Below are 24,029 nucleotides of genomic sequence, written 5' to 3'. Positions count from 1 at the left end.
TTGCAACGACGCCATGGCGGCTAGGGGTGGATTTCGTGCGGGCGTATCTGCGGGACAGCACACTAGCAGCGCTTGCCGGCCCCAGGCCCGGTCCCGCTCAGGCCGTTATCGCCGCGCGCTCGGCCGGCTCGGCTTCGACGCCCGGCCCGCTGATGCGGTTGCGCCCGGCGGCCTTCGACGCGTACAGCTTGCGGTCGGCGCGCTCGAACAGCGATTGCAGGTTCTCGCCCGGGATCCACTCGGCCACGCCCGCGCTGAACGTGTACGAGATCGCACCGCCGCCATGGCCGCAAGGCGTGCGCCGCACCGATTCCAGCAAGCGCCCCGCCACCTCCATCACAGCCTCGCCGCGCGAGTCGGGAAACATCACCGCGAACTCCTCGCCCCCGACGCGGCCGGCATGGTCGCTGGAACGCAGCGTGGCGATCGCCAGCAGGCCGAAGTGCCGCAGCACGGCGTCGCCCACGGCATGGCCGTGCAGGTCGTTGATGCGCTTGAAATGATCGATATCCAGCAGCAGCAGGGTCAGCGGCCGACGCGTGCGCAGGGCCTGGGCGCAGTAGCGCTCGGCCTGCAGCCACCAAGCCTTGCGCGACAGGAGACCGGTCAGGAAGTCCGTGTTCGCTTCCTGTTCGCGCTCGGCCAGCATGCGGTCGTGGATGATCATGATGGTGCCCAGCATCAGGCAGGGCAGCGTCAACAGCCCCAGCGTAAGGAAGACGACATTCCAGGTGGTGGCTTCAAGCAGCGCCCAGGTATGCGCCACGCCCGTCATGTACAGCACCGCGCGCAGCCCGCAAACGGCGGCCGACGCGGCGGCCACCGTCCAGACGAACCAATAGGCGTAGCGCGAACGATTTTGCGGCATGCCGCCGCGCACCGTCGCGGCCGTGGCCAGCATGAAACCCGTCTGCAGCAGCGACATGGCGGAGATGCGCAGCGCCACGCGCGGCTCGACATAGGTGTACGCCGCGACCGCCAGCAAGGCCGCGATCGCCGACAGCGCCATCAGGCGCCGCGGCACCGTGCGCCCCATCATGCGCCGCACGCCCGTGAAATAGCAGCACAGCGCCAATGCGACCAGCGCATTGGGCAGCAGCACGGACAACCACAAGGGCGCGGCCGTAACCTGCAACGCATATCCGCCGAAAGCCGCCAGCGTCAGCAGGTTGGCCCGGATGCTCTCGCCGATGCCGGCCATGCCGCTGCGCGCCAGCGATCCCAGCACGCACAAGGACAGCAAGCCCGCCAGCGCCGCGATCGATAGCAAATGGACGGGAGCGATCATCTTGCAAGCGCCCGCGGGCGGGTCTTCAGCCGGTCTTGGTGCCCTTGACGATGGTCATGGCCGAGGCGATCATGCCGCCCACGTCGGCCAGGTTGGCCGGCAGGATCAGCGTGTTGCCCTGCTTGGCCACGTTGCCGAAGGCCTCGACATAGCGCTCGGCCACCTTCAGGTTGACGGCTTCCATGCCGCCGGGCTGGCGCACCGCCTCGGCCACCTGCGTCACCGCCTTGGCGGTGGCTTCGGCGATCGCCAGCACGGCGGCGGCCTCGCCCTGGGCCTGGTTGATCTGGGCCTGCTTCTCGCCCTCGGAGCGGGCAATGGCGGCCTCGCGCTCGCCGGTCGCGATGTTGATCTGTTCCTGGCGACGGCCTTCGGACGCGGCGATCAGCGCGCGCTTCTCGCGCTCGGCCGTGATCTGCGCCTGCATCGAGCGCAGGATTTCATTGGGCGGCGTCAGGTCCTTGATCTCGTAGCGCAGCACCTTCACGCCCCAGTTCAGCGCGGCCTCGTCCAGCGAGGACACGATGGTGCTGTTGATGGCGTCGCGCTCTTCGAAGGTGCGGTCCAGTTCCATCTTGCCGATGACCGAGCGCAGCGTGGTCTGCGCCAGCTGCGTGATCGCCAGGATGTAGTTCGACGCGCCGTAGGACGCGCGCATCGGGTCCGTGACCTGGAAGTACAGCACGCCGTCGACCTGCAGCTGGGTGTTGTCGCGCGTGATGCAGACCTGGCTGGGCACGTCCAGCGGGATTTCCTTGAGCGAGTGCTTGTAGGCCACGCGCTCGATGAACGGGATGACGAAGGCGGCGCCGGGTGACAGCACGCGATCGAACTTGCCAAGGCGTTCGACGACCCAGGCGTGCTGCTGCGGCACGATGGCGATCGCCTTGATGACGATCAGGATCGCCAGCGCCACGATGACGACGAGGACGATGGTGGAAGTTTCGATCATGGTGTGTATCCCTCTTCTTGGTTGGTTGCCCGGACGCTCCGCTCGCGCAAGGCGCCCCTGGCCGGCCCCGCCGGACCGGGACTAGCGCGCGCCGCCGGATGCGTTCCTGGGCGTGAGCACCAGGCGCGTGCCGCGCAATTCGGTGATGACATGCTCGCCGCCATGGGGCGCGTGCCCCTCGGCCAGTTCAGCCTGCCAGTGAGCGCCGCGATACCAGACGCGGGCCGTGCGGTTGTCGGACCAGGCTTCCACCGACACGATCTGCCCGATGTCCAGGTTGACGTCGGCATTGCTGGCCGCGTCGACCTCGCGCTTTTTCAGCACGCGGGTCTTGCGCAAGATCACCAGCCCCAGCAGCACCACGACGCCGCAGGCGAGCAACTGCCATTCCAGGCCGGCGTTCAGCCAGGCCGCCACGCCGCCGCCAGCCAGGCCCAGGGCCACCAGCAGCAAATAGAACGTTCCCGTCGCCAGTTCGCCAATCAGCGCCAGCGCGGCCAATCCCAGCCATATCCACATATTGTCCGGTCCGCCTCAGGAAAGAATGTCAATATCCAGCGGATTGTACGTATTTCCGGGACGGAGCGTGCACGTCGCCGCCCGTGCCCAGTCTGGCGCTGGATTATGATGCGGCTATGGCAGACGCTGTTCCGCACGGGCAGCGTGTATTCAATATATGGACTTATGACCGCAACGCCCCCCGCCCTACCCGTCCTGATCCTGCACACCGGAGATCCGGAACCCTCCCTGAAAGAACGGTTCGGCAGCTATGCCGAGCAGATCGCCGTGGCGGCGGGCCTGGAGGCCGGCGAGGTCGAGGTGGTGCCGGTGCATGAAGGCGCGCGCCCCCGCGCACCGCAATACTATCGGGCCGCCCTGATCACCGGCTCGCCCGCCATGGTCACCGACCGCGAGCCCTGGAGCGAGGACACCGCCGCCTGGCTGCGCGAGGCCGCCGCCGCCGGACTGCCCATGTTCGGCGTCTGTTACGGCCACCAGCTGCTGGCCCATGCGCTGGGCGGCAAGGTCGGCTACAACCCCACCGGCAGCGAGCTGGGCACCCAGACCGTGGAGCTGCTGCCGCCGGCGGCCGGCGACCAGCTGCTGGACGGCCTGCCCGCCAGCTTCCCGGCCCAGATGCTGCATGCGCAGACCGTGCTGCAACCGCCGCCGGGCGCGGCCGTGCTGGCCCGGTCCGACCAGGATCCGCACCAGATGTTCCGCGTCGGCCCGAACGTGTTCTCGACCCAGTTCCACCCCGAATTCGGCCCGGACTTCGTGCGCGCCCACCTGGAACGCTACCAGCGCAAGTACATGGCGGAAAACCTGGACGTGCCCGGCCTGGCCGCCAATGTGCGCGCCACGCCGGTCGCCGGCGGGCTGCTGCGCCGCTTCCTGGATCTCTGCGCCCCCGCCGCCAGCCGTCCGCAATAAGCGGAGTGCGCGGCGGCCGGGCATTTGGCACCATTTCTCCAGCGCGCAATCGCGCGCGCCCGAGGAGCCCCACCCCATGAACCGAGCCGCCGCCCCCCTGAGCCCCCAGCACGCCGCCGCCGTCGAGCGGGCCTGCCGCGCGCTCGAGGCGGAGCAGCCGCCCGACCTGAACACGCTGGCCGAGCAGGCCGGCATGAGCCGCTTCCATTTCCATCGCGTGTTCAAGGCCGCCACCGGCGTCACGCCCAAGGCCTATGCCACCGCGCTGCGCGCCAGCCGCGCGCGCCAGCAGCTGCGCGAAAGCGCCAGCGTCACGGACGCCATGTACGACGCGGGCTTCAATTCCAGCGGGCGCTTTTACGAAGCCGCGCCCGCCATGCTGGGCATGACGCCCACAGCCTATCGCCAGCATGGCGCGGGCGTGGACATCCGCTTCGCCGTGGCGCAATGCTCGCTGGGCGCGTTGCTGGTGGCGGCCAGCGCCATCGGCATCTGCGAGATCGCGCTACACGAAGACCCCGAACACCTGGTGCGCGGCCTGCAGGAACGCTTCAGCAAGGCCCGCCTGATCGGCGCCGACGCCGAGTTCGAACGCTGGGTGGCCGAGGTGGTGGGCTTCGTCGAAGACCCGTCGCTGGGCCTGAACCTGCCGCTGGATGTGCGCGGCACCGCCTTCCAGCGCCGCGTGTGGGAAGCGCTGCGCGAGATTCCGGTTGGCGCCACCGCCACCTATGCGCAGGTCGCCGAACGCATCGGCTCGCCGGCGGCGGTGCGCGCCGTGGCGCGCGCATGCGCCACCAACAACATCGCGCTGGCGATTCCCTGCCATCGCGTGGTCCGCACCGACGGCTCGCTGGCCGGCTACCGCTGGGGCATCGAGCGCAAGCGCGAGCTGATCGCGCGCGAGGCGCAGGCGGCTTGACGCGCCCTCGGCCACCCCGCGCGCGCCCCGTCAGTTCACGACGCCCGGCTCCCAGCCGCCGCCCAGGACCTTGAACACATCGACCCGCGCGGAGCCGACCTGTTGCTTCAGGGCAGCCTCCTGCGACATCGCCGTGACCAGGCTGTCTTGCGCCACCAGCACGTCCAGATAGCTGATCGAATCCGCGCGGTAGCGTTGCTCGGCCAGGCGGAAGGCATTGTCGGCGCGGGTGCGGGCCTGGACCAGCGCATCGCGCTGGCGGATCGCCGCGTCATAGGCGCTCAATGCCTGCTCCGTCTCTTTCAGCGCGTTCAGCACCGCGCCGTCGAAGCGGGCCAGCGAGGCCGCGCTCTGCGCCTCGGCCTGCTCGATGCGGCTACGCGCGGCAGCGATGTTGGGAAAGCTCCAGGACACCAGCGGACCCAGCGCGAACGACCAGGCGCGGTCGCCGGTAAGCGTGTCATTGCGCAGGTAGCTGCCGGACGCGCCCAGCGTGACGCGCGGATAGAGATCGGCCACGGCCACGCCGATGCGCGCGGTGTCGGCAGCCAGCCTGCGCTCGGCCTGGCGCAGATCGGGCCGCCTGCGCAGCAACGCGGCGCCGTCGCCCACCGGGATCGCGCCGCCCACCTCGGGCGGGCTGGCGCATGCCCGCGCGGCCTGCGGCACCTGCGCCGGCGTGCGTCCCAGCAGCGCCGCCAGTTCGAACAGGGCGGCGCTGCGGCGCGCCTCGATGGGCGCCAGCGCCGCCTCGGTGCGCGCCAGCGCCACGCCGGCCCGCTCGGCGTCCAGGCGCGAAGCCGAACCGGCGCGCTCCTGCTCGCTGATCAGGTCCAGGTTGCGCCGCGCCAGCGCGATGGACGCGCGAGCCACCTGCTCCGACTCGCCGTAGGCGCAGGCGTTCAGGTAGGCGCGCGCCGTGTCGGCCACGACCAGCACCCTGGCCGCGTCATAGGCCGCTGCGACCGCGTCGGCGTCGTAGCGGGCCGACTCGATGTCGCGCCGCACCCGTCCGAACAGGTCCACCTCGTAGGCCACTTCCAGCCCGCCGCTGTAGCTCCACTGCCGGGGCGCCGGGCCGTCGCCGCCGCCAGCCGCGTTGTTGCGGCCATAACGCGTGCCGCCCGACAGCTGGGTCGACGGCAGCAGCCCGACCCGGGCCTGGCCGTAGACCGCGCGCGCCTTGTCCAGGTTGGCCAGCGCCGCGCGCAGGTCGGGATTGGCGGCCAGCGCTTCCTGCAACAGGCCGTTGAGCGTGGCGTCGTCGTACAGCCGCCACCAGTCCGCTGGCAGCTCGGCGCCGGCGTTGGTGCGCTCGGACTGGCTGACGAACGCCCCGGCGGCCGCCGACGGCATCGCCGGCGCGCGATAGTCGGGCCCGCTGGCGCAGCCGCCCAGGGCCAGCGCCAGCAGCAAGGGCGCGGCAAGGGCTCGCGCCCTGCCCGCCGGGCGCTGCGATGACTCAATGCGCATGGCCCGCCTCCGACGCCAGTTCGCGGGCGCGCGCGCCTTGCGCCGCCGCCCGGTGGTCCTTGGCGATGAAGCTGTAGATCGTGGGCAGCACGAACAGCGTGAACAGCGTGCCGATCAGCATGCCCATCACCACGACCACGCCGATCGAATACCGGCTGGCCGAACCCGCTCCGCCGGCGAACAGCAGCGGCACCAGGCCGGCGACCATGGCCGCCGTGGTCATCAGCACGGGACGCATGCGCACCGTCGCCGCCTTCTCGATGGCTTCGATGCGGCTCAGGTTCTCATGCTCTTGGATATGGTTGGCGAAAGTGACCATCAGGATTCCGTGTTTCGAGATCAGGCCGATCAGGGTGACCAGGCCGATCTGGGTGTAGATGTTGAGCGTGGCGTAGCCCAGCCACAGCGGCACCAGCGCGCCGCAGACGGCCAGCGGCACCGTGACCAGGATCACCAGCGGATCGCGCAGGCTCTCGAACTGCGCCGCCAGGACCAGGAAGATCACCACCAGCGCGAAGCCGAACGACACCCACAGCCGGTTGCCTTCCTGCACGAACTGACGGCTGTCGCTGAGCCAGTCGACGCTGGTGCTGGCCGGCAGCGGCTGCGATTGCAGGAACGCGACGGCCTCGCCCATGCTGATGCCGGGACGGGGCAGCATGACCAGCGTGGCCGAGTTCATCTGGCCGAACTGGGTGAGCTGGTTGGCCTGGGGCCGCGTCTCGACGCGGGCGACGGTGGCCAGCGGCACCAATGCGCCGGTGACGGTCTTGACGTAGAAGCGGCCCAGGTCTTCCGGCGTCATCCGGTCGTCCTGCCTGACCTGCGGGATCACGTCATAGGACCGGTCATGGAAATTGAAGCGGTTGACGTAGTTCTCGCCCACCAGCACCGCCAGGGTTTCGGCGATGGCCTGCATGGTCACGCCCATTTCGCGCGCCTTGGCGCTGTCGATGGCGACATGCGCCTGCTGGCTGTCGAAGGCCAGGTCGTTCTGCACGTAGACGAACAGGCCGCTGGCATAAGCCGCCGCCTTGATCTTCTCGGCGGTGTCATAAAGCGTCTTGAAGTCCTCCGGCGAGCGCAGCACCATCTGCACCGGCAGGCCGCCGCTGGAGCCCGGCAGCGCCGGGAACTGCACGGCGGTCAGCGTTTCGCCGTCGACCGCGCCGCCGGCCGCCTGTATCTGGCCCTGGATCTGGATGGACGAGCGCGAGCGCTCGGACCAGTCCTTCAGGATCGCCCCGCTCAGCATCTGGTTCTGCCCGCGTCCGGTGCCGCCGATATGCATGAAGCTGCTGTCGAACTCGGGGATGGATTCGAAGATCTGCTCGACCCGGGCGGCGTAGCGCGCGGTATAGCCCACCCCCGCGTACTGCGGCGCCTTGGCGATGACGATGACCGCGCCCTGGTCTTCCGTGGGCGCGAGCTCGCGGCGGATGCCCAGCAACAGCACCACGATGGCGGCCAGCACCGCCACGCCCACCAGCAGCACCGCGCCGCGCGCGGCCAGGGTGCGCGACAGCGCGCGCCGGTAGCGCTCGGCCAGCGACGCCATGTAGTGCTCCACCAGCCTGGCCAGCCGGCCCTCGTTCTGGCGGGCATCCAGCAGCATGGAGCTCATCACCGGCGACAAGGTCAGCGCGACCACGCCGGACACGACGACCGAGCCGGCCAGCGTGAAGGCGAATTCCTTGAAGAGCGCCCCCGTCAGGCCGCCCATCATGCCGATCGGCGCGTACACGGCGGCCAGCGTGATGGTCATGGCGATCACCGGCCCGACGATCTCGCGCGCGCCCAGCAGCGCCGCGCGCACCGGCGACAACCCGTCCTCGACGTGTCGATGGATGTTCTCGACCACCACGATGGCGTCGTCCACCACCAGCCCGATCGCCAGCACCATCGCCAGCAAGGTCAGCAGATTGATGGAAAAACCGAACGCCAGCATCAGCGCCGCGGTGCCGATCAGCGACAGCGGAATGGTCACGACCGGAATGATGACGGCGCGGAAAGTGCCCAGGAACAGGAAGATCACCGCGATCACGATCACCACGGCCTCGACCAGCGTTTCCCTGACTTCCTCGATCGAGGCGTTGACGAACTTCGCCACGTCGTAGTTAGGCATCACGCTCAGTCCCGGCGGCGCCATCTCGCGGATCTTCGGCACCAGCGCCTTGGCCTGCTTGACGATCTCCAGCGGATTGCCTTCCGGCGAGGGATACAGCGACACGAAGATCGCCGGCACGCCGGACGCGAAGGACGCGTTGTTGTAGTTCTGGCCGCCAATTTCCACCGTCGCCACGTCGGACAGGCGCACCACGCCGCCGTCGGGCTTGGACAGGATCACCATCTGGCGGAAGTCCTCGACATCGCGCAGGTCGGTGGCGGCGCTGATGTTGGTGACGGTCAGCGAACTCTTGAGCTGGCCGGGCGCGGCCTGCACGTTGTTGGCGCGCAGCGCCGCCGCGACCTCGCCGGCCGACAGGCCGCGCGCGGCCAGCTTGACCGGATCGATCCAGATGCGCAGCGCCAGCGTCTGGCCGCCGTTGATATCGACCGAGGCGACGCCGGGAATACCGGCGAACAGCGGCTGGGCGACCCGGTTGGCGAAGTCCGTGATCTGCGGGATGGTCAGCGTGTCGCTGAAGAAGGCCACGTACTGCACGGCCGTGCCGCCCTCGGTGGACTTGCTGATGACCGGATCGGTGATGCCGGCCGGCAGCTGGTACTTGACCTGCTGCACCTTGGCCAGGATCTCGGTCATGGCGCGGTCGGCGTCGGCATTGAGCACCAGGCGCGCCTTGATTTCGCTCTTGCCCTGGGTGGTGGTCGAACTCAGGTATTCAATGCCGCTGGCCGTGGCGATGGACTGCGAGATCGGCGTGGTGACGAAGCCCTGCATCACCTCCTGCGTCGCGCCCGGAAAGGACGTGGTCACGGTGACGGTGGCGTTTTCCAGGTACGGATACTGCCGCACCGGCAGCGAGAACACGGCGGCCGCGCCCATCAGCAGGATCAGCAGGCTGACCACCAGCGCCAGGATGGGCCGGCGGATGAAGATGTCGGTGAAACTCATGGCGACTTCCTCGTTGCCGCGCCCGGCGCGGGACTGGCCGTGGCATCGGCGCCCTTGATCCTGACGACGGCGCCCGGCGGCAGGCGGTTCTGTCCTGCCGTCACCACCAGGTCGCCGGCCTGGATGCCTTGCGTGACCAGCACCTCCTCGCCCAGCCGGCGACCGGTCGTGACCGGCACCGCGACGGCCTTGCCCACGCCTTGCGCGTTGGCGTCGCGGACCAGCACCACGCTGTCGCCGGAAGCCGAGGTCTGGATCGCCGTGAGCGGCAGCACGACCGCGCTCTCGGTCGCGGGCAACGCCAGCGCGGCCGTGGCGTACATGCCCGACTGCAGCACGTGGTCGGGGTTGGGCAGCACGGCCTGCACCGTGGCGTTGCGCGTCTGGCTGTCGACGCGCGGCTCGATGGAGCTGACCCTGGCCTCGAACACGCGGCCGGGCACGGCGTCCACGCTCACCTGCACCGTCGCGCCGGGCGCCAGCCTGGGCAGGTCCTGCTGCGGCAGCGTGAAGTTCACGTACAACGGATCGAGCTGCGTCAACGTGGCTACGGGTTCGCCCGCGTTCAGGTACTGGCCCACGTTGACGCGCCGGATGCCGATCTGGCCGGCGAACGGCGCCTGGACGCGCTTCTGCTCGATGCGTGCATCCAGTTGCCGGACGGCGGCGACGGCCTGGGCCGCCTCGGCCTTGCGTTGCTCCAGCACCTCGCGCGACTCGGCGCCGCTGGGCGCCAATCCCTGCGAGCGCCGCAATTGCAGCAGCGCGAAATCGGCCTTGGCCGAGGCGGCCGCGCGGTCGGCCTGCTCGGGCGCGTCGAACAGCTGGACCAGCGCGGCCCCTTCCTTGACGGTCTGCCCGGCCGTGAAGTGAATGGCGGTCACGCGTCCCGCCGTATCCGGCGCCAGCATGACTTCGCGCACGGCCTGCAGACTGCCGACCGCCCGCAACGAACCGGCGACGCTGCGCGGCTCGGCCTGGACAACCGAGACCAGGAACGGCGGCCGTTCCCCCGGTTTGGCCACGCCGGCCCGCGCGGCGCGCCAGCCGTACAAGCCGCCGGACACCAGCGCCAGACCGACCAGGCTGATGACGAAGGGCCGGATGCGCATCACGCCCGTGCGCCGGTTGCCCGCCTTGGGCAGGCGGATGCCGGGGCCGCCCGCGGAGGTATTCGTATCACGCATGACGATTTCCCTTGGATGCGCCGAACAAGAGCTTCAAGGCCACGACCACGGACAGGGCCACGGCGGTGGCGCCGGCCAGGTACACCGAAGCGATGCCGCCGGCATCGGCCAGCAGGCCGGCCAACGGGCTGGTGATGCCCAGCGACATGTCCAGGAACGCGACGTAGGCGCCCATTGCCAGGCTGCGGGTCTGCGGCGGCGCGCGGCGCACGGCTTCCACGCCGAAGCCGGGGAAGGCCAGCGAGTAGCCGAAGCCGGTGAGCGCGGCGCCGATGTAGGCCATGACGGCCGTGTCCGCGCCCCAGATCAGCAGCTGGCCGGCCGCTTCGATGATCACGCACACCAGCGCGACCTTGGCGCCGCCGATCTTGTCGGGCAGATGGCCGAAGAACAGGCGGGCGCCGATGAAGGCCACGCCGAACGCGGTGAAGGCCAGCGAGGCATTGCCCCAATCCTTGGCCGCGAACAGCAGGGCGATGAAGGCGGTGATGACGCCAAAGCCGACGCTGGACAGGGCCAGGCCCATGCCGGGCGCCCAGACGGCGCTCAGCACCTTGTAGAACGGCGTGCGCCGCTGGCTGGTGGGAGCGATCCCGCGCACGCCGGCCACCACGGCCAGCGCCAGCATGGGCACGAACAGCGTGGCGACCGAGATGCCGTTGAAGCCCCACAGGCCGTTGACGACCACGCCGGCGGGCGCGCCCAGCGCGTAGGCGCCGTACATGGCGATGCCGTTCCAGGCCATGACCTTGCCGGCGTTCTGCGGCCCGACCAGGCCGATGCCCCAGCCCATCGCGCCGGTGACGATCAGGCTTTCGCCCATGGCCAGCAGGATGCGGCCGGCCACCAGGATCCACACCGACGTGGTCGGCGCGTCAAGAAAGGCCAGCGAGGCCAGATAGAGCAGGCCCGAGGCGGCGGCGGCCACCGAGCCCGCCACCACGGCGCGCTTGGCGCCGCGCATGTCGGCGTAGTTGCCGGCCCACGAGCGCGACAGCAGGGCCGCGGCGAACTGCGAGCCGACCACCAGGCCGACCACCAGCGTGTCCATGCCCAGGGTGTCGTGCAGGTGCAGCGGCAGCACGGGCAATTGCATGCCGATGACCAGGAAGCCGATGAATACCGCCAGCGTGAGCGGCAGCAGCTTGATCACCACATTGGTGACGGGGGGCGCAAGCGTCGAGGGCGACGCGTGCTGGGTATGTGCTTTTGTCATGATTGGGTCCAGGAGAGAGCGGCGCCACGGGCCGTTTTCGGTCGGCGCCGGGGCGTTCGATGTCGGTTGGCGGGCGTCTTCCTCGTCTCCTTGGAATGCGCTTTTTCGCCGTCATCGGGATAAAATGCGAATAATTCGTCGCGTTAAAATTATGCGACTAATCCTTCGCGTTTTCTATTCGCATTCTCTTTCGACCCGCCCAGCCGCCATGAGCCAGAGCAATCCCCCGCAGATCTCCTCTAGAAAGCAGCCCAAGCAGGCGCGCTCGGCCGAGCTCGTGGCCACCATCCTGCAAGCCGCTACTCAGGTTTTGGCCCAGGAAGGCGCCGGCCGCTTCACCACGGCACGCGTGGCCGAAAAGGCCGGCGTCAGCGTCGGTTCGGTCTACCAATACTTTCCCAACAAGGCCGCCATCCTGTTCCGCTTGCAAAGCGATGAATGGCGCCAGACGCAGGAAATGCTGAGCCGCATCCTGGAAGACCAGGCCAGGCCGCCGCTGGAACGGCTGCGGGCGCTGGTGCATGCGTTTGTCCGCTCGGAGTGCGAGGAAGCCGAGATGCGGGTCGCGCTCAGCGACGCCGCCCCGCTCTACCGAGACGCGCCGGAAGCCCGCGAAGCGCGGGCGGCGGGCGAGGAAACCTTTCGCGCCTTCATGCGCGAGGTGATGCCCAAGGCCTCGCCGGCCGACCTGGCCCTGGTGGGCGGCTTGATATCCACCACCCTGAGCGCCGTGGGCAAGGTCTTTTCAGGCCACGCGCGCAGCAAGGCGGAAATCGGCGCCTATGCGGACGCCATGGCGGACATGTTCTGCGCCTATATCGCCGACGTGGCGCACCGCGCTTGAACGTCGACGCGCGGCCCCGGCGTTGGCGGCCGCGCTATGCGGAAGCCGCATCGCACGACTCGATCAACTGCCCCGCCAGCGCCTGCGCGGCGGGCGTCCTTCCCGACGCGCTCCAGAGCAACCGGAAGCTGGCTTGCGGCAAGGGCGGCAAACCGGCTTCGGCGTCGATCTCCACGATTCCCGGTTCCAGGTCTTCCTGAAGAATGGCGGTGATCGCCAGGCCGGCCTTCACCGCCGCGCGCAGCCCTTGCTGACTGAGCGACGTGAAGGCAAGCCGCCATTCACGCCCCGCCTCCTCCAGCGCGCGTGTCGCCACCTCCCGGTGCAGGCAGGGTCTGGGGGCCAGGGCCAGGGGCAGCGGCGCATGCGCGGCCACGTCGAACCCGGCCCCCGCCGCCCACACGAACCGGGTCCGGCGCAACAGGGGCGACGCCGGGTCCTCGTCGAGCGACAGCGTGACCGCCAGGTCCAGCAGGCCGGCGTCTATCTGGTCGCGCAAGGTCAGATACGTGTCCACCGTCGCGTCCAGCCTCACTGCGGGGAACTGGCGCGAGAAGCGCGCCAGCATGGGCGGCAGGCGGTCGCCCACATAGCTTTCCGGAACGCCGAAGCGCACCGCGCCCGCCACGGCGGAGCGTTGAAAGCGTATCGCCAGCGCATCCTGCGCCCGCAGGATCTGCTCGGCATGGCGCAGGAATTCCTCACCGTCCTCGGTCAGGGTCAGGCTGCGGGTCGTGCGCTTGAGCAGCGCGGTTCCCGCCTGCTCTTCCAGCCTGCGGATTTGATGGCTGACCGCTGATTGGCTCAGGTGCAGACGCTTGCCGGCGCGCGTGAAACCGCCCGTCTCATGTACCGCGATGAATGCGCGCAGAAGATCCGGGTCGTAGTCCATGCCGATCATTCATGATGAAATTTAATTAATCCAACAAAATTAAATCATTTCCATCATTTTTTGTCTTTTTCCACAATGGCATTCCCGCCAACCGTCCGCCGCGCATCCGCGGACCGGGTCCGGACCTGACGTGCGCACCACCCGGCGCGCCGGCAAGATCCACCCGATTGTGGAAACACCCATGAAGCCCCTAACCCCTGCACACAAGAATACGGTCACGCTTACCGCCGCCTGCCTCGCCTGCCTGATGTTCGGCCTGGAGATTTCCAGCGTCCCGGTAATCCTGCCCATCCTCGAAACCGTCCTGCGCAGCAGCTTTCGCGATCTGCAATGGATCATGAACGCCTACACCATCGCCTGCGCCGCCGTACTGATGGCGGCGGGCGCGCTGGCCGACCGCTACGGGCGCAAACGGGCATTCCTGCTCTGCCTGGTGCTGTTTGGCCTCACCTCCCTGGCCTGCGGCCTGGCAGGCAGTTCCGCCTGGCTGATCGCGGGCCGCTTCCTTCAGGGCATGGCCGGCGGCGCCATGCTGGTCTGCCAGCTGGCGGTGCTGTCGCATCAGTTCGCCGACAGCGCCGCGCGCGCCAAGGCCTTCGGCGCCTGGGGCGTGGTCTTTGGCATCGGCCTGGGCCTGGGCCCGATCATCGGCGCCGGCATCGTGGCACTGTCCAGCTGGCAGTGGGTGTTCCTGGTGCATGTTCCCATCGCGGTGGCGGCCTTCGGCCTGGCGGCGGCCGGCGTGGACGAATCGCGCGACCCGCAACACCGCCGGCTAGACTGGGCGGGCATCGTCTCGCTCTCGGTCGCGGTGTTCGGCCTGGCCTGGTTCATCACGCAAGGGCCGGTGGCGGGCTTTGCCAGCCTGCCCTCGCTGGCCAGCTTGCTCGCCGCCGCGGGCGGTTTCATCATCTTCGCCGCGGCGCAACGGCGGGCCGTCGATCCGCTGTTCGATTTCTCGGTATTCCGCATCCGCCGCTTCTCCGGCGCGCTGCTTGGGTCGATGGGCATGAACTTCAGCTTCTGGCCGATCATGATCTACCTGCCCTTGTATTTCCAGCACGGGCTGGGCTATGCCAGCCTGGCGACCGGGCTGTCGCTGTTGGCCTATACCTTGCCGACGCTGATACTGCCGCCGCTCGGCGAACGCCTGGCGTTGCGCTACCGGGCGGAGGCCGTGATTCCCGCCGGCCTGTTCGCCATCGGCGCGGGGTGCTTCCTAATGGCCTGGGGCAGCGGCGTCCAGCAGGCCAGCTGGCTGACGATGCTCCCCGGCTGCCTGCTCGCCAGCATCGGCCTGGGCGTGACCAATACGCCCGTGACCAACACCACCACCGGCTCGGTGCCAACGGGGCGCGCCGGTATGGCGTCCGGCATCGACACCAGCGCGCGCTTCATCAGCCTGGCGCTGAACATCGCCGTGATGGGCTTCATCCTGGTGGAAGGCATCGCCTCGTTCCTGCGCAGGCAGCTCCCACCGGCGATCGATGCCGCCCAGCTCCGCTCGCTGGCCGAACAGCTGACCACGGGAACGGCCCCGACGATCGGACAGGGCGCGGCCGCGTGGACCGTTCCCGCCGAAACGGCCAGGCAAGCGCTGGCCCACGGTTTCGGCTGGGTGATGCTGTATGGCGGGGTCAGCGTCTGGCTGTTCGCGCTGGGCAGCTTGCTGGTGTTCGGCGTGCCACGCGCGGCGCGCCGGACCGGCGCGGGGTCCAGCGTGCAATGAAAAAAACCCCCGCGCCCTTGCGGAAGCGGGGGTTTTTCAGGCCAAGCGCGGCCGATCAGTTCCTGGCCAGACGCTGCCAGGTGTCGACCACGGTGTCCGGGTTCAGCGACATGGACAGGATGCCCTCGTCCTTCAGCCACTGGGCGAAGTCCGGGTGATCGCTGGGGCCCTGGCCGCAGATGCCGACGTACTTGCCAGCGTCCAGGCAAGCCTTGATCGCGCGGCGCAGCATGAACTTCACCGCCTCGTCGCGCTCGTCGAAGTCGGCCGCCAGCAGCTCCATGCCCGAATCGCGGTCCAGGCCCAGCGTCAGCTGGGTCATGTCGTTCGAACCGATGGAGAAGCCGTCGAAGTACTGCAGGAACTCATCGGCCAGGATGGCGTTGGACGGCACCTCGCACATCATCACTAGGCGCAGGCCGTTCTCGCCGCGCGCCAGACCGTGCGCGGCCAACAGCTTGACCACCTTGTCCGCCTGGCCCAGGGTACGCACGAAGGGCACCATGATCTCGACGTTGGTCAGGCCCATCTCATCGCGCACCTTCTTGAGGGCTTCGCATTCCATGCGGAAGCACTCGGCGAAGTCCTCGGCGATGTAGCGCGACGCGCCGCGGAAGCCCAGCATGGGGTTCTCTTCCTCGGGCTCGTAGCGCGAGCCGCCGACCAGCTTGCGGTACTCGTTGGACTTGAAGTCCGACATGCGCACGATCACGGGCTTCGGATAGAAGGCCGCCGCGATGGTGGCCACGCCCTCGGCCATCTTCTCGACGAAGAAGGCGCGCGGGCTGGCGTGGCCGCGAGCGGCCGATTCGACCGCCTTCTTCAGCTCGCCGTCCACATTCGGATAGTCCAGCACCGCCTTGGGGTGGATGCCGATGTTGTTGTTGATGATGAATTCCAGGCGGGCCAGGCCGACGCCGCTGTTGGGGATCTGGGCGAAGTCGAAGGCCAGCTGCGGGTTGCCGACGTTCATCATGATCTTGACGTCGATCGGAGGCATGTCGCCGCGGCGCACTTCTTCCACTTCGGTCTCGATCAGGCCGTCATAGATGCGGCCTTCGTCGCCCTCGGCGCAGGACACGGTGACCGCCTGGCCTTCCTTCAGCACGTCGGTGGCGTTGGCGCAACCGACCACGGCCGGGATGCCCAACTCGCGCGCGATGATGGCGGCATGGCAGGTGCGGCCGCCGCGGTTGGTGACGATGGCGGCGGCGCGCTTCATCACCGGCTCCCAGTTGGGGTCGGTCATGTCGGTGACCAGCACGTCGCCGGGCTGCACCTTGTCCATGTCGGAGATGTCGCCGACCACGCGCACCGGACCGGCGCCGATCTTCTGGCCGATCGCGCGGCCGGTGATCAGGACCTGGCCGGTGGCCTTCAGGCGGTAGCGCTGCTGCACGTCATTGGCGCCCTGCTGCGACTTCACCGTCTCGGGACGGGCCTGCAGGATGTAGATCTTGCCGTCGATGCCGTCGCGGCCCCACTCGATGTCCATCGGGCGGCCGTAGTGCTTTTCGATGATGACGGCGTAGCGGGCCAGCTCGTTGACCTCGTCGTCGGTCAGCGAGTAGCGGTTGCGCTCCGACACCGGCACGTCGACGGTGCGCACGGCACGGCCGCCAGGACGCTCGGGATCGAATTCCATCTTGATCAGCTTGGAGCCGATGCGGCGGCCGACGATGGGGAAATGACCCTGGGCCAGCGTGGGCTTGAAGACGTAGAACTCGTCGGGGTTGACGGCGCCCTGCACCACGGTTTCGCCCAGACCGTAGGACGAGGTGATGAAGACCACGTCCTGGAAGCCCGATTCAGTGTCGATGGTGAACATCACGCCGGCGCTGCCCTTGTCGGAGCGGACCATGCGCTGGATGCCGGCCGACAGCGCCACGTCGGCATGGGCGTAGCCCTTGTGCACGCGGTACGAAATGGCGCGGTCGTTGTAGAGCGAGGCGAACACGTGGCGGATCTTGTCCAGCACGTCGTCGATGCCGACCACGTTCAGGAAGGTTTCCTGCTGGCCGGCGAAGGACGCGTCGGGCAGGTCTTCGGCGGTGGCGGACGAGCGCACGGCGAACGAGCCCTTGCCGTCGGCGTCGAGCTTGGCGAAGGCGTCGCGGATCTGCTTCTCGAATTCGGCCGAGAACGGGGCGTCGACGATCCACTGGCGGATCTCGGAGCCTGCGTTGGCCAGCTCGCGCACGTCTTCAGGATTGAGCGTGGTCAGGCGTTCGGCGATGCGCTTGTCCAGGCCGGAGGCCTTGAGGAAGTCGCGGAAGGCGTCGGCGGTCGTGGCGAAGCCGCCCGGCACGCGGACTCCCGCGCCAGACAGCTGACTGATCATTTCGCCTAGTGATGCGTTCTTGCCTCCTACCGAGTCCACGTCCGTCATGCGGAGCTGCTCGAACAAAACAACGTACGACATTGAAGTCACCTTTTACAATGGAATGAAAGCGAGTTTGGTCAATGCATGGAAGGCGCTTTCGCCTTGCCGTCACGCGCTGACCAAACTGGCCTTGGACCGCCCTTGGGGTGACTCATATAGGGGCCTGATTGTACTCTTCGGAGCACTGCCGGCCATCCGCCCGGTTGGAATTTTTTACACATGACATCTAGCCCGATCGCACGCACCGTCTACATCGTTTCTGACAGCACCGGCATCACCGCCGAGACCTTCAGCCAGTCGGTCCTGTCACAATTCGAGGAGGTCCAGTTCAAGCCCGTGCGACTGCCCTACGTCGACACCCTGGAAAAAGCCGCCGAGGTGGCTCAGCGCATCGACCGCAGCGCCCTGGAAGCCGGGGTCCCGCCCATTGTGTTCAGCACCCTCGTCAATCCGGATATCCTGGCCCGTGTTCGCCAGGCGAACGGCGTTTTCCTGGACCTGTTCGGCACCTTCGTCAGCCATATCGAGCAGGCGCTGGGACTGAAATCCAGCCATTCCATCGGCCGGTCCCACATGGCGGCGAATTCCGAGAAATACCGCAACCGGATCGACGCCATCAACTTCAGCCTGGCGCATGACGATGGGCAGTTCGTGAACCAGCTGGACCAGGCCGACGTGATCCTGGTGGGCGTGTCCCGCTGCGGCAAGACGCCGACCAGCCTGTACCTGGCCATGCAATATGCGATCAAGGCGGCCAATTTCCCGCTCACGCCGGACGATTTCGAGCGCGGCACGCTGCCCTCCACCATCGCGCCCCACCGCGCCAAGCTGTTCGGCCTGTCGATCCAGCCCGAGCGACTGGCGGAGGTGCGCAACGAGCGCCGTCCGAACAGCCGCTACGCGCAGCTGGAGCAATGCCGTTACGAAGTCGCCGAGGCCGAGCGCATGATGCGGCGCGAGGGCATTTCCTGGCTGTCGACCACCACCAAGTCCATCGAGGAAATCTCGACCACGGTGCTGCAGGAAGTGGGCCTGGACCGGACCTGAACGCCACGCCGGCGACGACGCCACCGGACGCCCGGCGCCGCCGGGCGGGGCCGGCTCGACCAGACGGCCGCCAGGCCCGCCACGCCAGCCGAATCGCGTCCTACAGGCGCTGCGAGAACGGCAGCACCTGCGACTCGGACAGCGGCAGGAACATGCTGGCCGCCGGCAAATAGAACCCGATCAACCGTCCGGATGACGCCACCAGATAGGCCTCCGAGCGTGCGCCCTTGCCCAGCGCCACCGGCGCGCCCAGCGGGCGATAGACATCGCCCTGCACCAGCGCCCCCACCCTGCGCCACTGCGAGGCATCTTCCAGCCTGAAGGCCTGACCATCGGACAGCTTGCCGGTCACGGCGCGCGACAGCACCTGGGTGTTGGCGGCGTCCGCCGACACCACTGGCACCAGCACCGCCCGCTCGGGGCCGGACGCGCACGCGCCCAGGACAACCAGCGCCGCGGCGCCGGCCAGGCCGCGCCAGGCGCGCCCGGATGAGAGGAATGACATGCGCGGTATCGTCATGAGCCCGCTCCCCAATGTTGACGACGTTGTTCGAACAGACAGATCGCGGCGGCGGCGCCGACATTCAGCGATTCCACCGCCTGCGCATCATGCGGGATGCGGACCTTCAAGGCCGCGGCGGCCAGCAGGCCCGCGTCCACGCCCTGCCCTTCATGTCCGAACACCCAGGCGCAGCGCGCCGGCAATGCGGTGCGGTACAGGTCGCTGGCGCCGTCCAGCGCCGTCGCCACCAGCGGCGCGCGCAGGCGCGGCAGCAGGGCCGCCAGGTCCACGTGTTCATGAATCGCCAGCGCGAAATGCGCGCCCTGGCCGCTGCGCAGCACCTTGGGCGACCAGGCGGCGGCCGTGCCGGTGGCCAGGAACACGCGCTTGACGCCGGCCGCCGCGCAGGTGCGCAGCAAGGTGCCGACATTGCCCGGATCCTGGATGCGGTCGAACAGCACGCAATTCTCGTCCACGGCACCCGGCAAGGCCGGCGCCGGCGGCGCGACCACGAAGGCCACGCCCTGCCCGCTCTCCACGCTGGCCAGCGATTGCATCAGGCGCGCGTCCAGCGCCAGGCAGCGCTCGGACGGCAGCGCGGCGGCCAGGGCCGCGAGTTCGGGCTGGTCCAGACGCTCGGCATCGAACACCGCCTGCTCCGGCAGGCCATGATGGTCCAGCCAGGCCCGGCACAGATGCACGCCGTCCAGCAAGACGGACGCGCCACGGCGCCCCGCCAGCCCGGCCAGCTTGACCAGCGCCTTGACGGCCGGGTTGTCGCGGGAACTGATGTGTTTCATGCGTCGGCGCCGAAGGCCTTGATGGGCGCGAAGCTGCGCCGGTGTTCGGCGCAGGGGCCATGCTCGCGTAGCAGCCGCAGGTGCAGCGCCGTGCCGTAACCCTTGTGCTGATCGAAGGCATATTGCGGATACTGCTCGTGCAGGCGCAGCAGGTCGGCGTCGCGGGCGGTCTTGGCCAGGATGGACGCGGCCGAGATCGCCGGCACCAGGGCGTCTCCCTTGATCACGGTCTGCACCGTGCAGCCCAGCTTGGGCGCCTGGTTGCCGTCCACCAGCGCCAGTTGCGGCGCGACGGACAGGCCCTGCACCGCGCGCTGCATCGCCAGCATGGTGGCGCGCAGGATGTTCAGGCTGTCGATCTCCTGGACGCTGGCGCTGGCGATGAACCAGGCCAGCGCGCGCTCGCGGATCTCCAGTGCCAGCGCTTCGCGCCGCGCCGGCTTGAGCGCCTTGGAATCGGCCAGGCCCTCGATCGGCCGGGCCGGATCGAGAATCACGGCGGCGGCATAGACCGCGCCGGCCAGCGGGCCCCGGCCGGCCTCGTCCACGCCGGCGGTGATCTGCTCGGGCTGGGGCGTGGCCCCGAAAAGATCAGGCTGCACCGTCGGCGACCTCGAGGATGGCGCGCGCGGCCAGCGCGGGCGTGTCGCGCAGCAGGTCCTGGTGCAGCGCCGTGAAGCGCGCCTCGATGCGCGCGCCCAGGGCTTCGTCGGTCAGGGCCGTCCAGGTCGCCTCGGCCAGCTTTTCCGGCGTGGCGTCGTCCTGCAACAGCTCCGGCACCGCGAAGTCGCGCAGCAGCACGTTGGGCAGTCCGACCCAGGGCAGATAGGGGCGTTCCTGGCCGGATTTCCAGGCCATGATGCGCCGCATCCACGGCGACAACACATAGGAGATGACCATGGGACGCTTGTACAGCGCCGTCTCCAGCGTGGCGGTGCCGCTGGCCACCAGCACCGCGGTGCTGGCCTCCATGACCGACCAGGCGACCGGCGCCTGCCGTTCGCCGCCTTCGCCATGCAGGTCCTGCGCCGTGACGCAGCGCAGGCCCGGCACCGGGTACTGCTCGAGGAAGGACTGGAACTCCGCGCGCCGCTGTTCGTTGACCATGGGCACGATGCACTGCAACGCCGGATCGCGCTTTTGCAGGATCTGCGCGGCCTGCAGGAAGCGTGGCGCCAACAGGCGGATTTCCGACGAGCGGCTGCCCGGCAGGATCGCCAGCACGCGGGCGTTCTGGTCGATGCCCAGCCGCGCGCGCGCGGCGGCCCGGTCCGGCAGCATCGGCACCGCGCCGGCCAGCGGATGGCCGACGTAGGTGACCGGTATGCCTTCCTTGCGGTAGATCTCTTCCTCGAACGGAAACAGTACCAGCATGTGCGAAACCGACTCGCGGATCTTGTGGATGCGCTCATAGCGCCACGCCCAGATCGACGGACCGACGAAGTGCACCGTGGGCGTGCCGGCCTGGCGCAGCTGATGCTCCAGGCGCAGGTTGAAATCAGGCGCGTCGATGCCGACGAACACGGCCGGCGGCTCGGCCAGCCAGCGCCGCTTGACGTCGCGATAGGTGGACAGCAGGCTGGGCAGGCGCTTGAGCGCGTCGACGTAGCCGAACACGGTCAGGGCATGCATAGGATGCCAGGCGTTGAAGTCGCGGGCCTGCATCTGCGGCCCGCCGATGCCTTCGCAACGCACCGAGGCGTCGCCGGCCTGCAGGCCGGCGATGATGCGACCGGCCAGCAGGTCGCCCGAGGGCTCGCCCGCCACCATGCCGATGCGCTTGCTCATTGTGCATCCCCCAAATTGCCCGGCTGCGCTGCGCGCCGGGGAGCCCGACACGGCTGTGGCGGCCGGACGGGGGTCATGGACGGATGATGCCGCGCGAGGCGACGTCCAGGAAATCCAGGAACACCTGCAACGGCTCGGCCACGCCGGGCTCGGACTGCTGGCGCGCCTTCAGCTCGGCGCGCGCTTCGTCCAGCGACAGGCCGCGGCGGTAGACGATCTTGTAGGCCTCGCGTAACGCGGAAATCGCCTCGGCCGAGAAGCCGCGGCGGCGCAGGCCCTCGACGTTGACGCCGACCGGCCGGCAGGGATTGCCCGCGGCCAGCAGGAAGGGCGGCGCATCCTGCATCAGCGAGCTGTTGCCGCCGGTCATGGAATGCGCGCCGATGCGCGAAAACTGGTGCACGCCGGTCAGGCCGCCGATGATGGCCCAATCGCCCACATGCACGTGGCCGCCAAGCTGGACCGAGTTGGCCAGGATGACGTTGTTGCCAACGTGGCAGTCGTGCGCCACATGCACATAGGCCATGATCCAGTTGTCATTGCCCAACGTGGTGACGCCGCCGTCCTGCACGGTACCCGTGTTGAGCGTGACGAATTCACGGACCGTGTTGCGGTCGCCGATCGTCAAGCGAGTGCGCTCGCCGTCGTACTTCTTGTCCTGCGGCATGCCGCCGATCGAGCAGTACCGGTAGAAGCGGTTGTCGCGCCCGATGGTCGTCACGCCGTCGATCATGCAATACGGACCCACTTCGGTACCCGCGCCGATGGTCACATCCGGCCCGATCACGCAGAACGGCCCGATGGTGACAGAGGGATCGATCTTCGCCGCCGGATCGACGACAGCGCTCGGATGGATGTTCGCGGCCATTTACTCTTCCAGGCTGCGGATGGCGCACATGAGCGTGGCCGCGGCCACTTCCTGCCCGTCGACCGTCGCGCGCGCTTGGTACTTACAGATGCTGCGGCTCAGGCGCAGCGCCTCGACTTCCAGGCGCAGCTGGTCGCCCGGCACGACCGGACGGCGGAAGCGCGCATCATCGATGCCGACCAGGTAGTAGGCGGTCTTGCCGTCGCACTTCAGGCCGCCGTCGGCATCCGTGAACGAGAACAGCGCGGCGGCCTGCGCCATGGCTTCAACGATCAGGACGCCGGGCATCACAGGGTGATGCGGGAAGTGCCCCGTGAAAAACGGCTCGTTGATGGAGACGTTCTTGATGGCGACGATGGACTTGCCGGGCACCATCTCCACGACGCGATCGATCAGCAGCATCGGGTAACGATGCGGCAGACGCTCCATGATCCCCTTGATGTCGAGTTCCATTTTTCTGTGAATTCCTGCGAAATGAAATGATCTTGCGGCGTGCGCCGGGCGGCGGACCCGCGCCTTACTCTTTTTCGAGCGAGCGCACGCGGCGGCGCAACTGCGCCAACTGTTGTATCACGGCGGCGTTGCGCTGCCATTCGCCGTGCTCGGCGTACGGGAAGACCCCGGTATACCGGCCCGGCTTCAGGATATTGGACGTCACCGCGGTGCCACCCGAAATATGCACATCGTCGCCCAGCGTCAGGTGCCCCGACAGCATCGCGGCGCCACCGATGGTGCAGCGCTCGCCGATGGTGGTCGAACCGGCCACCCCCACGCACGCGGCCATCGCTGTGTGCGCGCCGATGCGGCAGTTGTGACCCACCATGATCTGGTTGTCCAGCTTGACGCCGTCGGCCACGAAGGTGTCTTCGAGCGCGCCGCGATCGATCGTGGTGTTGGCGCCGATCTCGACGTCGTCGCCGATGGCCACGCCGCCCAGCTGGGGGATCTTGCCCCAGGCGCCCTGCCCCAGCGAGGGATCCGGCGCGAAACCGAAACCGTCCGCGCCCAGCACGACACCGCTATGGAGGATGGCGCGGGCGCCCACCTTGACGCCTTCGTACAGGGTCACGTGCGCGTGCAGCAGGCTGTCCGGCCCCACCGAGGAACCGGCGCCGATCACGCAGCCCGGGCCCAGCACGGCGCCGCGCCCGATGCGCGCGCCCGATTCCACGACACAGAGCGGGCCGATGCGGGCGCCCTCTTCGATGACGGCGTCAGCCGCCACCACCGCGGAAGGATGCGTGCCGCCCGGTAGCGCGGGACGACGCGCCGCGTCGAACCACTGGGCCACGCGGGCATACAGCAGGTAGGGATGCTTGCAGACGACCAGCGCAAAGGGCGGACGGCCTTGCTCGCCGCTTTCCAGGGCCTGGGCTACATCGGGGGAGACGATGACCGCCGCCGCCTTGGTGGCGCCCAGCTGACTCTGGTAGCGCGGGTTCGCCAGGAAACTGATTTCCTGGCCGCCCGCCGAGGACAAGGTCCCCACGCCCTGGATCTTGAGAGGCCCCGCGTCGGGGACCGCGCTGATCCGCCAGTCCATGCCCTGGGTCTTGGCGGCGCTCAGCAGCGCTTCAAGCGTGGGCGCGCGGGCAATATCCAGCAATACCGGCATGCTGACGACCGAG

Annotated in this window: 21 protein-coding genes; 5 read left to right on the top strand and 16 right to left on the bottom strand. The window is 68.7% G+C overall.

Features of this window, described 5'->3' with window-relative positions; translation table 11 throughout:
* Positions 1-97: 97 nt before the first annotated feature.
* The 3 genes from C2U31_RS18440 to C2U31_RS18430 form a co-directional block, all read right to left on the bottom strand.
* The gene (locus C2U31_RS18440; protein ID WP_103274095.1) at positions 98-1,288 is read right to left on the bottom strand and encodes a diguanylate cyclase; all 1,191 of its coding nucleotides are present in this window, start codon (positions 1,286-1,288) and stop codon (positions 98-100) included.
* Between the two features lie 25 nt (positions 1,289-1,313).
* Entirely contained in the window at positions 1,314-2,240 is a 927-nt protein-coding gene (locus C2U31_RS18435; protein ID WP_103274094.1) for an SPFH domain-containing protein, read from the bottom strand.
* 81 nt (positions 2,241-2,321) lie between these two features.
* Positions 2,322-2,759, bottom strand: a complete 438-nt coding sequence (locus C2U31_RS18430; protein ID WP_103274093.1) for an NfeD family protein — start codon at positions 2,757-2,759, stop codon at positions 2,322-2,324.
* 165 nt (positions 2,760-2,924) lie between these two features.
* On the opposite strand from C2U31_RS18430, the gene C2U31_RS18425 reads away from it, so the two are divergent.
* Both C2U31_RS18425 and C2U31_RS18420 read left to right on the top strand, forming a co-directional pair.
* On the top strand, positions 2,925-3,674 hold the full coding sequence (locus C2U31_RS18425; protein ID WP_103274092.1) for a glutamine amidotransferase: 750 nt from the start codon (positions 2,925-2,927) through the stop codon (positions 3,672-3,674).
* A gap of 76 nt (positions 3,675-3,750) precedes the next feature.
* The gene (locus C2U31_RS18420; RefSeq protein WP_103274091.1) at positions 3,751-4,596 is read left to right on the top strand and encodes a bifunctional transcriptional activator/DNA repair enzyme AdaA; all 846 of its coding nucleotides are present in this window, start codon (positions 3,751-3,753) and stop codon (positions 4,594-4,596) included.
* Between the two features lie 30 nt (positions 4,597-4,626).
* Here C2U31_RS18420 and C2U31_RS18415 read toward each other — a convergent pair whose 3' ends face one another.
* Genes C2U31_RS18415 through C2U31_RS18400 form a run of 4 tightly spaced genes read right to left on the bottom strand, consistent with a single transcriptional unit; the run spans position 4,627 to position 11,548 of the window.
* Positions 4,627-6,069, bottom strand: a complete 1,443-nt coding sequence (locus C2U31_RS18415; protein ID WP_103274090.1) for an efflux transporter outer membrane subunit — start codon at positions 6,067-6,069, stop codon at positions 4,627-4,629.
* Complete coding sequence (locus C2U31_RS18410) at positions 6,059-9,145, bottom strand: efflux RND transporter permease subunit (protein ID WP_103274089.1); 3,087 nt, start codon at positions 9,143-9,145, stop codon at positions 6,059-6,061. Before C2U31_RS18410 ends, C2U31_RS18415 begins: the two co-directional genes overlap by 11 nt.
* Positions 9,142-10,332, bottom strand: coding sequence for an efflux RND transporter periplasmic adaptor subunit (locus tag C2U31_RS18405; RefSeq protein ID WP_199770847.1), 1,191 nt, complete (start codon positions 10,330-10,332; stop codon positions 9,142-9,144). Before C2U31_RS18405 ends, C2U31_RS18410 begins: the two co-directional genes overlap by 4 nt.
* The gene (locus tag C2U31_RS18400) at positions 10,325-11,548 is read right to left on the bottom strand and encodes an arabinose transporter (protein ID WP_103274088.1); all 1,224 of its coding nucleotides are present in this window, start codon (positions 11,546-11,548) and stop codon (positions 10,325-10,327) included. Before C2U31_RS18400 ends, C2U31_RS18405 begins: the two co-directional genes overlap by 8 nt.
* Before the next feature lie 208 nt (positions 11,549-11,756).
* Between C2U31_RS18400 and C2U31_RS18395 the strand changes: the two genes are divergently transcribed.
* A complete protein-coding gene (locus C2U31_RS18395; protein ID WP_103274087.1) occupies positions 11,757-12,392 on the top strand; it encodes a TetR family transcriptional regulator in 636 nt (211 codons plus the stop codon).
* 34 nt (positions 12,393-12,426) lie between these two features.
* On the opposite strand, the gene C2U31_RS18390 is transcribed toward C2U31_RS18395, so the two are convergent.
* Positions 12,427-13,284: a LysR family transcriptional regulator gene (locus tag C2U31_RS18390; protein WP_103276441.1), complete on the bottom strand. Its 858-nt coding sequence runs from the start codon at positions 13,282-13,284 to the stop codon at positions 12,427-12,429.
* A gap of 181 nt (positions 13,285-13,465) precedes the next feature.
* Between C2U31_RS18390 and C2U31_RS18385 the strand changes: the two genes are divergently transcribed.
* Positions 13,466-15,013 carry an MFS transporter gene (locus tag C2U31_RS18385; RefSeq protein ID WP_103274086.1) on the top strand — a complete coding sequence of 516 codons (1,548 nt, stop codon included), beginning with the start codon at positions 13,466-13,468 and terminating at the stop codon, positions 15,011-15,013.
* Between the two features lie 55 nt (positions 15,014-15,068).
* Here C2U31_RS18385 and ppsA read toward each other — a convergent pair whose 3' ends face one another.
* Complete coding sequence (gene ppsA / locus C2U31_RS18380) at positions 15,069-17,435, bottom strand: phosphoenolpyruvate synthase (RefSeq protein WP_103274085.1); 2,367 nt, start codon at positions 17,433-17,435, stop codon at positions 15,069-15,071.
* A 180-nt stretch (positions 17,436-17,615) separates the two neighbouring features.
* On the opposite strand from ppsA, the gene C2U31_RS18375 reads away from it, so the two are divergent.
* Positions 17,616-18,443, top strand: coding sequence for a pyruvate, water dikinase regulatory protein (locus C2U31_RS18375; RefSeq protein WP_103274084.1), 828 nt, complete (start codon positions 17,616-17,618; stop codon positions 18,441-18,443).
* Between the two features lie 100 nt (positions 18,444-18,543).
* Here the strand turns inward: C2U31_RS18375 and C2U31_RS18370 are convergent, their stop codons facing one another.
* From C2U31_RS18370 to lpxD, 7 genes are all read right to left on the bottom strand, one after another.
* The gene (locus tag C2U31_RS18370; protein ID WP_103274083.1) at positions 18,544-18,948 is read right to left on the bottom strand and encodes a hypothetical protein; all 405 of its coding nucleotides are present in this window, start codon (positions 18,946-18,948) and stop codon (positions 18,544-18,546) included.
* A gap of 11 nt (positions 18,949-18,959) precedes the next feature.
* Positions 18,960-19,745 carry an RNA methyltransferase gene (locus C2U31_RS18365; RefSeq protein ID WP_103274082.1) on the bottom strand — a complete coding sequence of 262 codons (786 nt, stop codon included), beginning with the start codon at positions 19,743-19,745 and terminating at the stop codon, positions 18,960-18,962.
* Positions 19,742-20,347 (bottom strand): ribonuclease HII, encoded by a 606-nt coding sequence (gene rnhB, locus C2U31_RS18360; RefSeq protein ID WP_103274081.1) that lies wholly within the window; start codon positions 20,345-20,347, stop codon positions 19,742-19,744. The genes C2U31_RS18365 and rnhB overlap by 4 nt, the downstream gene beginning before the upstream one ends.
* The gene (gene lpxB / locus C2U31_RS18355; protein ID WP_103274080.1) at positions 20,337-21,533 is read right to left on the bottom strand and encodes a lipid-A-disaccharide synthase; all 1,197 of its coding nucleotides are present in this window, start codon (positions 21,531-21,533) and stop codon (positions 20,337-20,339) included. Before lpxB ends, rnhB begins: the two co-directional genes overlap by 11 nt.
* Before the next feature lie 73 nt (positions 21,534-21,606).
* Positions 21,607-22,401 carry an acyl-ACP--UDP-N-acetylglucosamine O-acyltransferase gene (lpxA, locus tag C2U31_RS18350; protein WP_103274079.1) on the bottom strand — a complete coding sequence of 265 codons (795 nt, stop codon included), beginning with the start codon at positions 22,399-22,401 and terminating at the stop codon, positions 21,607-21,609.
* On the bottom strand, positions 22,402-22,854 hold the full coding sequence (fabZ, locus tag C2U31_RS18345; protein ID WP_103274078.1) for a 3-hydroxyacyl-ACP dehydratase FabZ: 453 nt from the start codon (positions 22,852-22,854) through the stop codon (positions 22,402-22,404).
* Between the two features lie 64 nt (positions 22,855-22,918).
* Complete coding sequence (lpxD, locus tag C2U31_RS18340) at positions 22,919-24,016, bottom strand: UDP-3-O-(3-hydroxymyristoyl)glucosamine N-acyltransferase (protein ID WP_103274077.1); 1,098 nt, start codon at positions 24,014-24,016, stop codon at positions 22,919-22,921.
* Positions 24,017-24,029: the final 13 nt, after the last annotated feature.

Source organism: Achromobacter sp. AONIH1, from assembly GCF_002902905.1.
In the GTDB taxonomy this organism is placed as follows: Bacteria; Pseudomonadota; Gammaproteobacteria; order Burkholderiales; family Burkholderiaceae_B; genus Achromobacter.
Note: the sequence above shows the minus strand (reverse complement) of the source record. Positions and strands in the feature narration are given on the sequence as shown.

Coding starts and splice junctions, on each gene's coding strand:
- C2U31_RS18410 (WP_103274089.1), bottom strand. CDS start 9,145: ATGAGTTTCACCGACATCTTCATCCGCCGGCCCATCCTGGCGCTGGTG.
- C2U31_RS18420 (WP_103274091.1), top strand. CDS start 3,751: ATGAACCGAGCCGCCGCCCCCCTGAGCCCCCAGCACGCCGCCGCCGTC.
- C2U31_RS18390 (WP_103276441.1), bottom strand. CDS start 13,284: ATGGACTACGACCCGGATCTTCTGCGCGCATTCATCGCGGTACATGAG.
- lpxB (WP_103274080.1), bottom strand. CDS start 21,533: ATGAGCAAGCGCATCGGCATGGTGGCGGGCGAGCCCTCGGGCGACCTG.
- C2U31_RS18370 (WP_103274083.1), bottom strand. CDS start 18,948: ATGTCATTCCTCTCATCCGGGCGCGCCTGGCGCGGCCTGGCCGGCGCC.
- C2U31_RS18365 (WP_103274082.1), bottom strand. CDS start 19,745: ATGAAACACATCAGTTCCCGCGACAACCCGGCCGTCAAGGCGCTGGTC.
- C2U31_RS18440 (WP_103274095.1), bottom strand. CDS start 1,288: ATGATCGCTCCCGTCCATTTGCTATCGATCGCGGCGCTGGCGGGCTTG.
- ppsA (WP_103274085.1), bottom strand. CDS start 17,435: ATGTCGTACGTTGTTTTGTTCGAGCAGCTCCGCATGACGGACGTGGAC.
- C2U31_RS18415 (WP_103274090.1), bottom strand. CDS start 6,069: ATGCGCATTGAGTCATCGCAGCGCCCGGCGGGCAGGGCGCGAGCCCTT.
- C2U31_RS18425 (WP_103274092.1), top strand. CDS start 2,925: ATGACCGCAACGCCCCCCGCCCTACCCGTCCTGATCCTGCACACCGGA.
- C2U31_RS18430 (WP_103274093.1), bottom strand. CDS start 2,759: ATGTGGATATGGCTGGGATTGGCCGCGCTGGCGCTGATTGGCGAACTG.
- C2U31_RS18435 (WP_103274094.1), bottom strand. CDS start 2,240: ATGATCGAAACTTCCACCATCGTCCTCGTCGTCATCGTGGCGCTGGCG.
- fabZ (WP_103274078.1), bottom strand. CDS start 22,854: ATGGAACTCGACATCAAGGGGATCATGGAGCGTCTGCCGCATCGTTAC.
- C2U31_RS18405 (WP_199770847.1), bottom strand. CDS start 10,332: ATGCGTGATACGAATACCTCCGCGGGCGGCCCCGGCATCCGCCTGCCC.
- lpxA (WP_103274079.1), bottom strand. CDS start 22,401: ATGGCCGCGAACATCCATCCGAGCGCTGTCGTCGATCCGGCGGCGAAG.
- C2U31_RS18395 (WP_103274087.1), top strand. CDS start 11,757: ATGAGCCAGAGCAATCCCCCGCAGATCTCCTCTAGAAAGCAGCCCAAG.
- C2U31_RS18385 (WP_103274086.1), top strand. CDS start 13,466: ATGAAGCCCCTAACCCCTGCACACAAGAATACGGTCACGCTTACCGCC.
- C2U31_RS18375 (WP_103274084.1), top strand. CDS start 17,616: ATGACATCTAGCCCGATCGCACGCACCGTCTACATCGTTTCTGACAGC.
- lpxD (WP_103274077.1), bottom strand. CDS start 24,016: ATGCCGGTATTGCTGGATATTGCCCGCGCGCCCACGCTTGAAGCGCTG.
- C2U31_RS18400 (WP_103274088.1), bottom strand. CDS start 11,548: ATGACAAAAGCACATACCCAGCACGCGTCGCCCTCGACGCTTGCGCCC.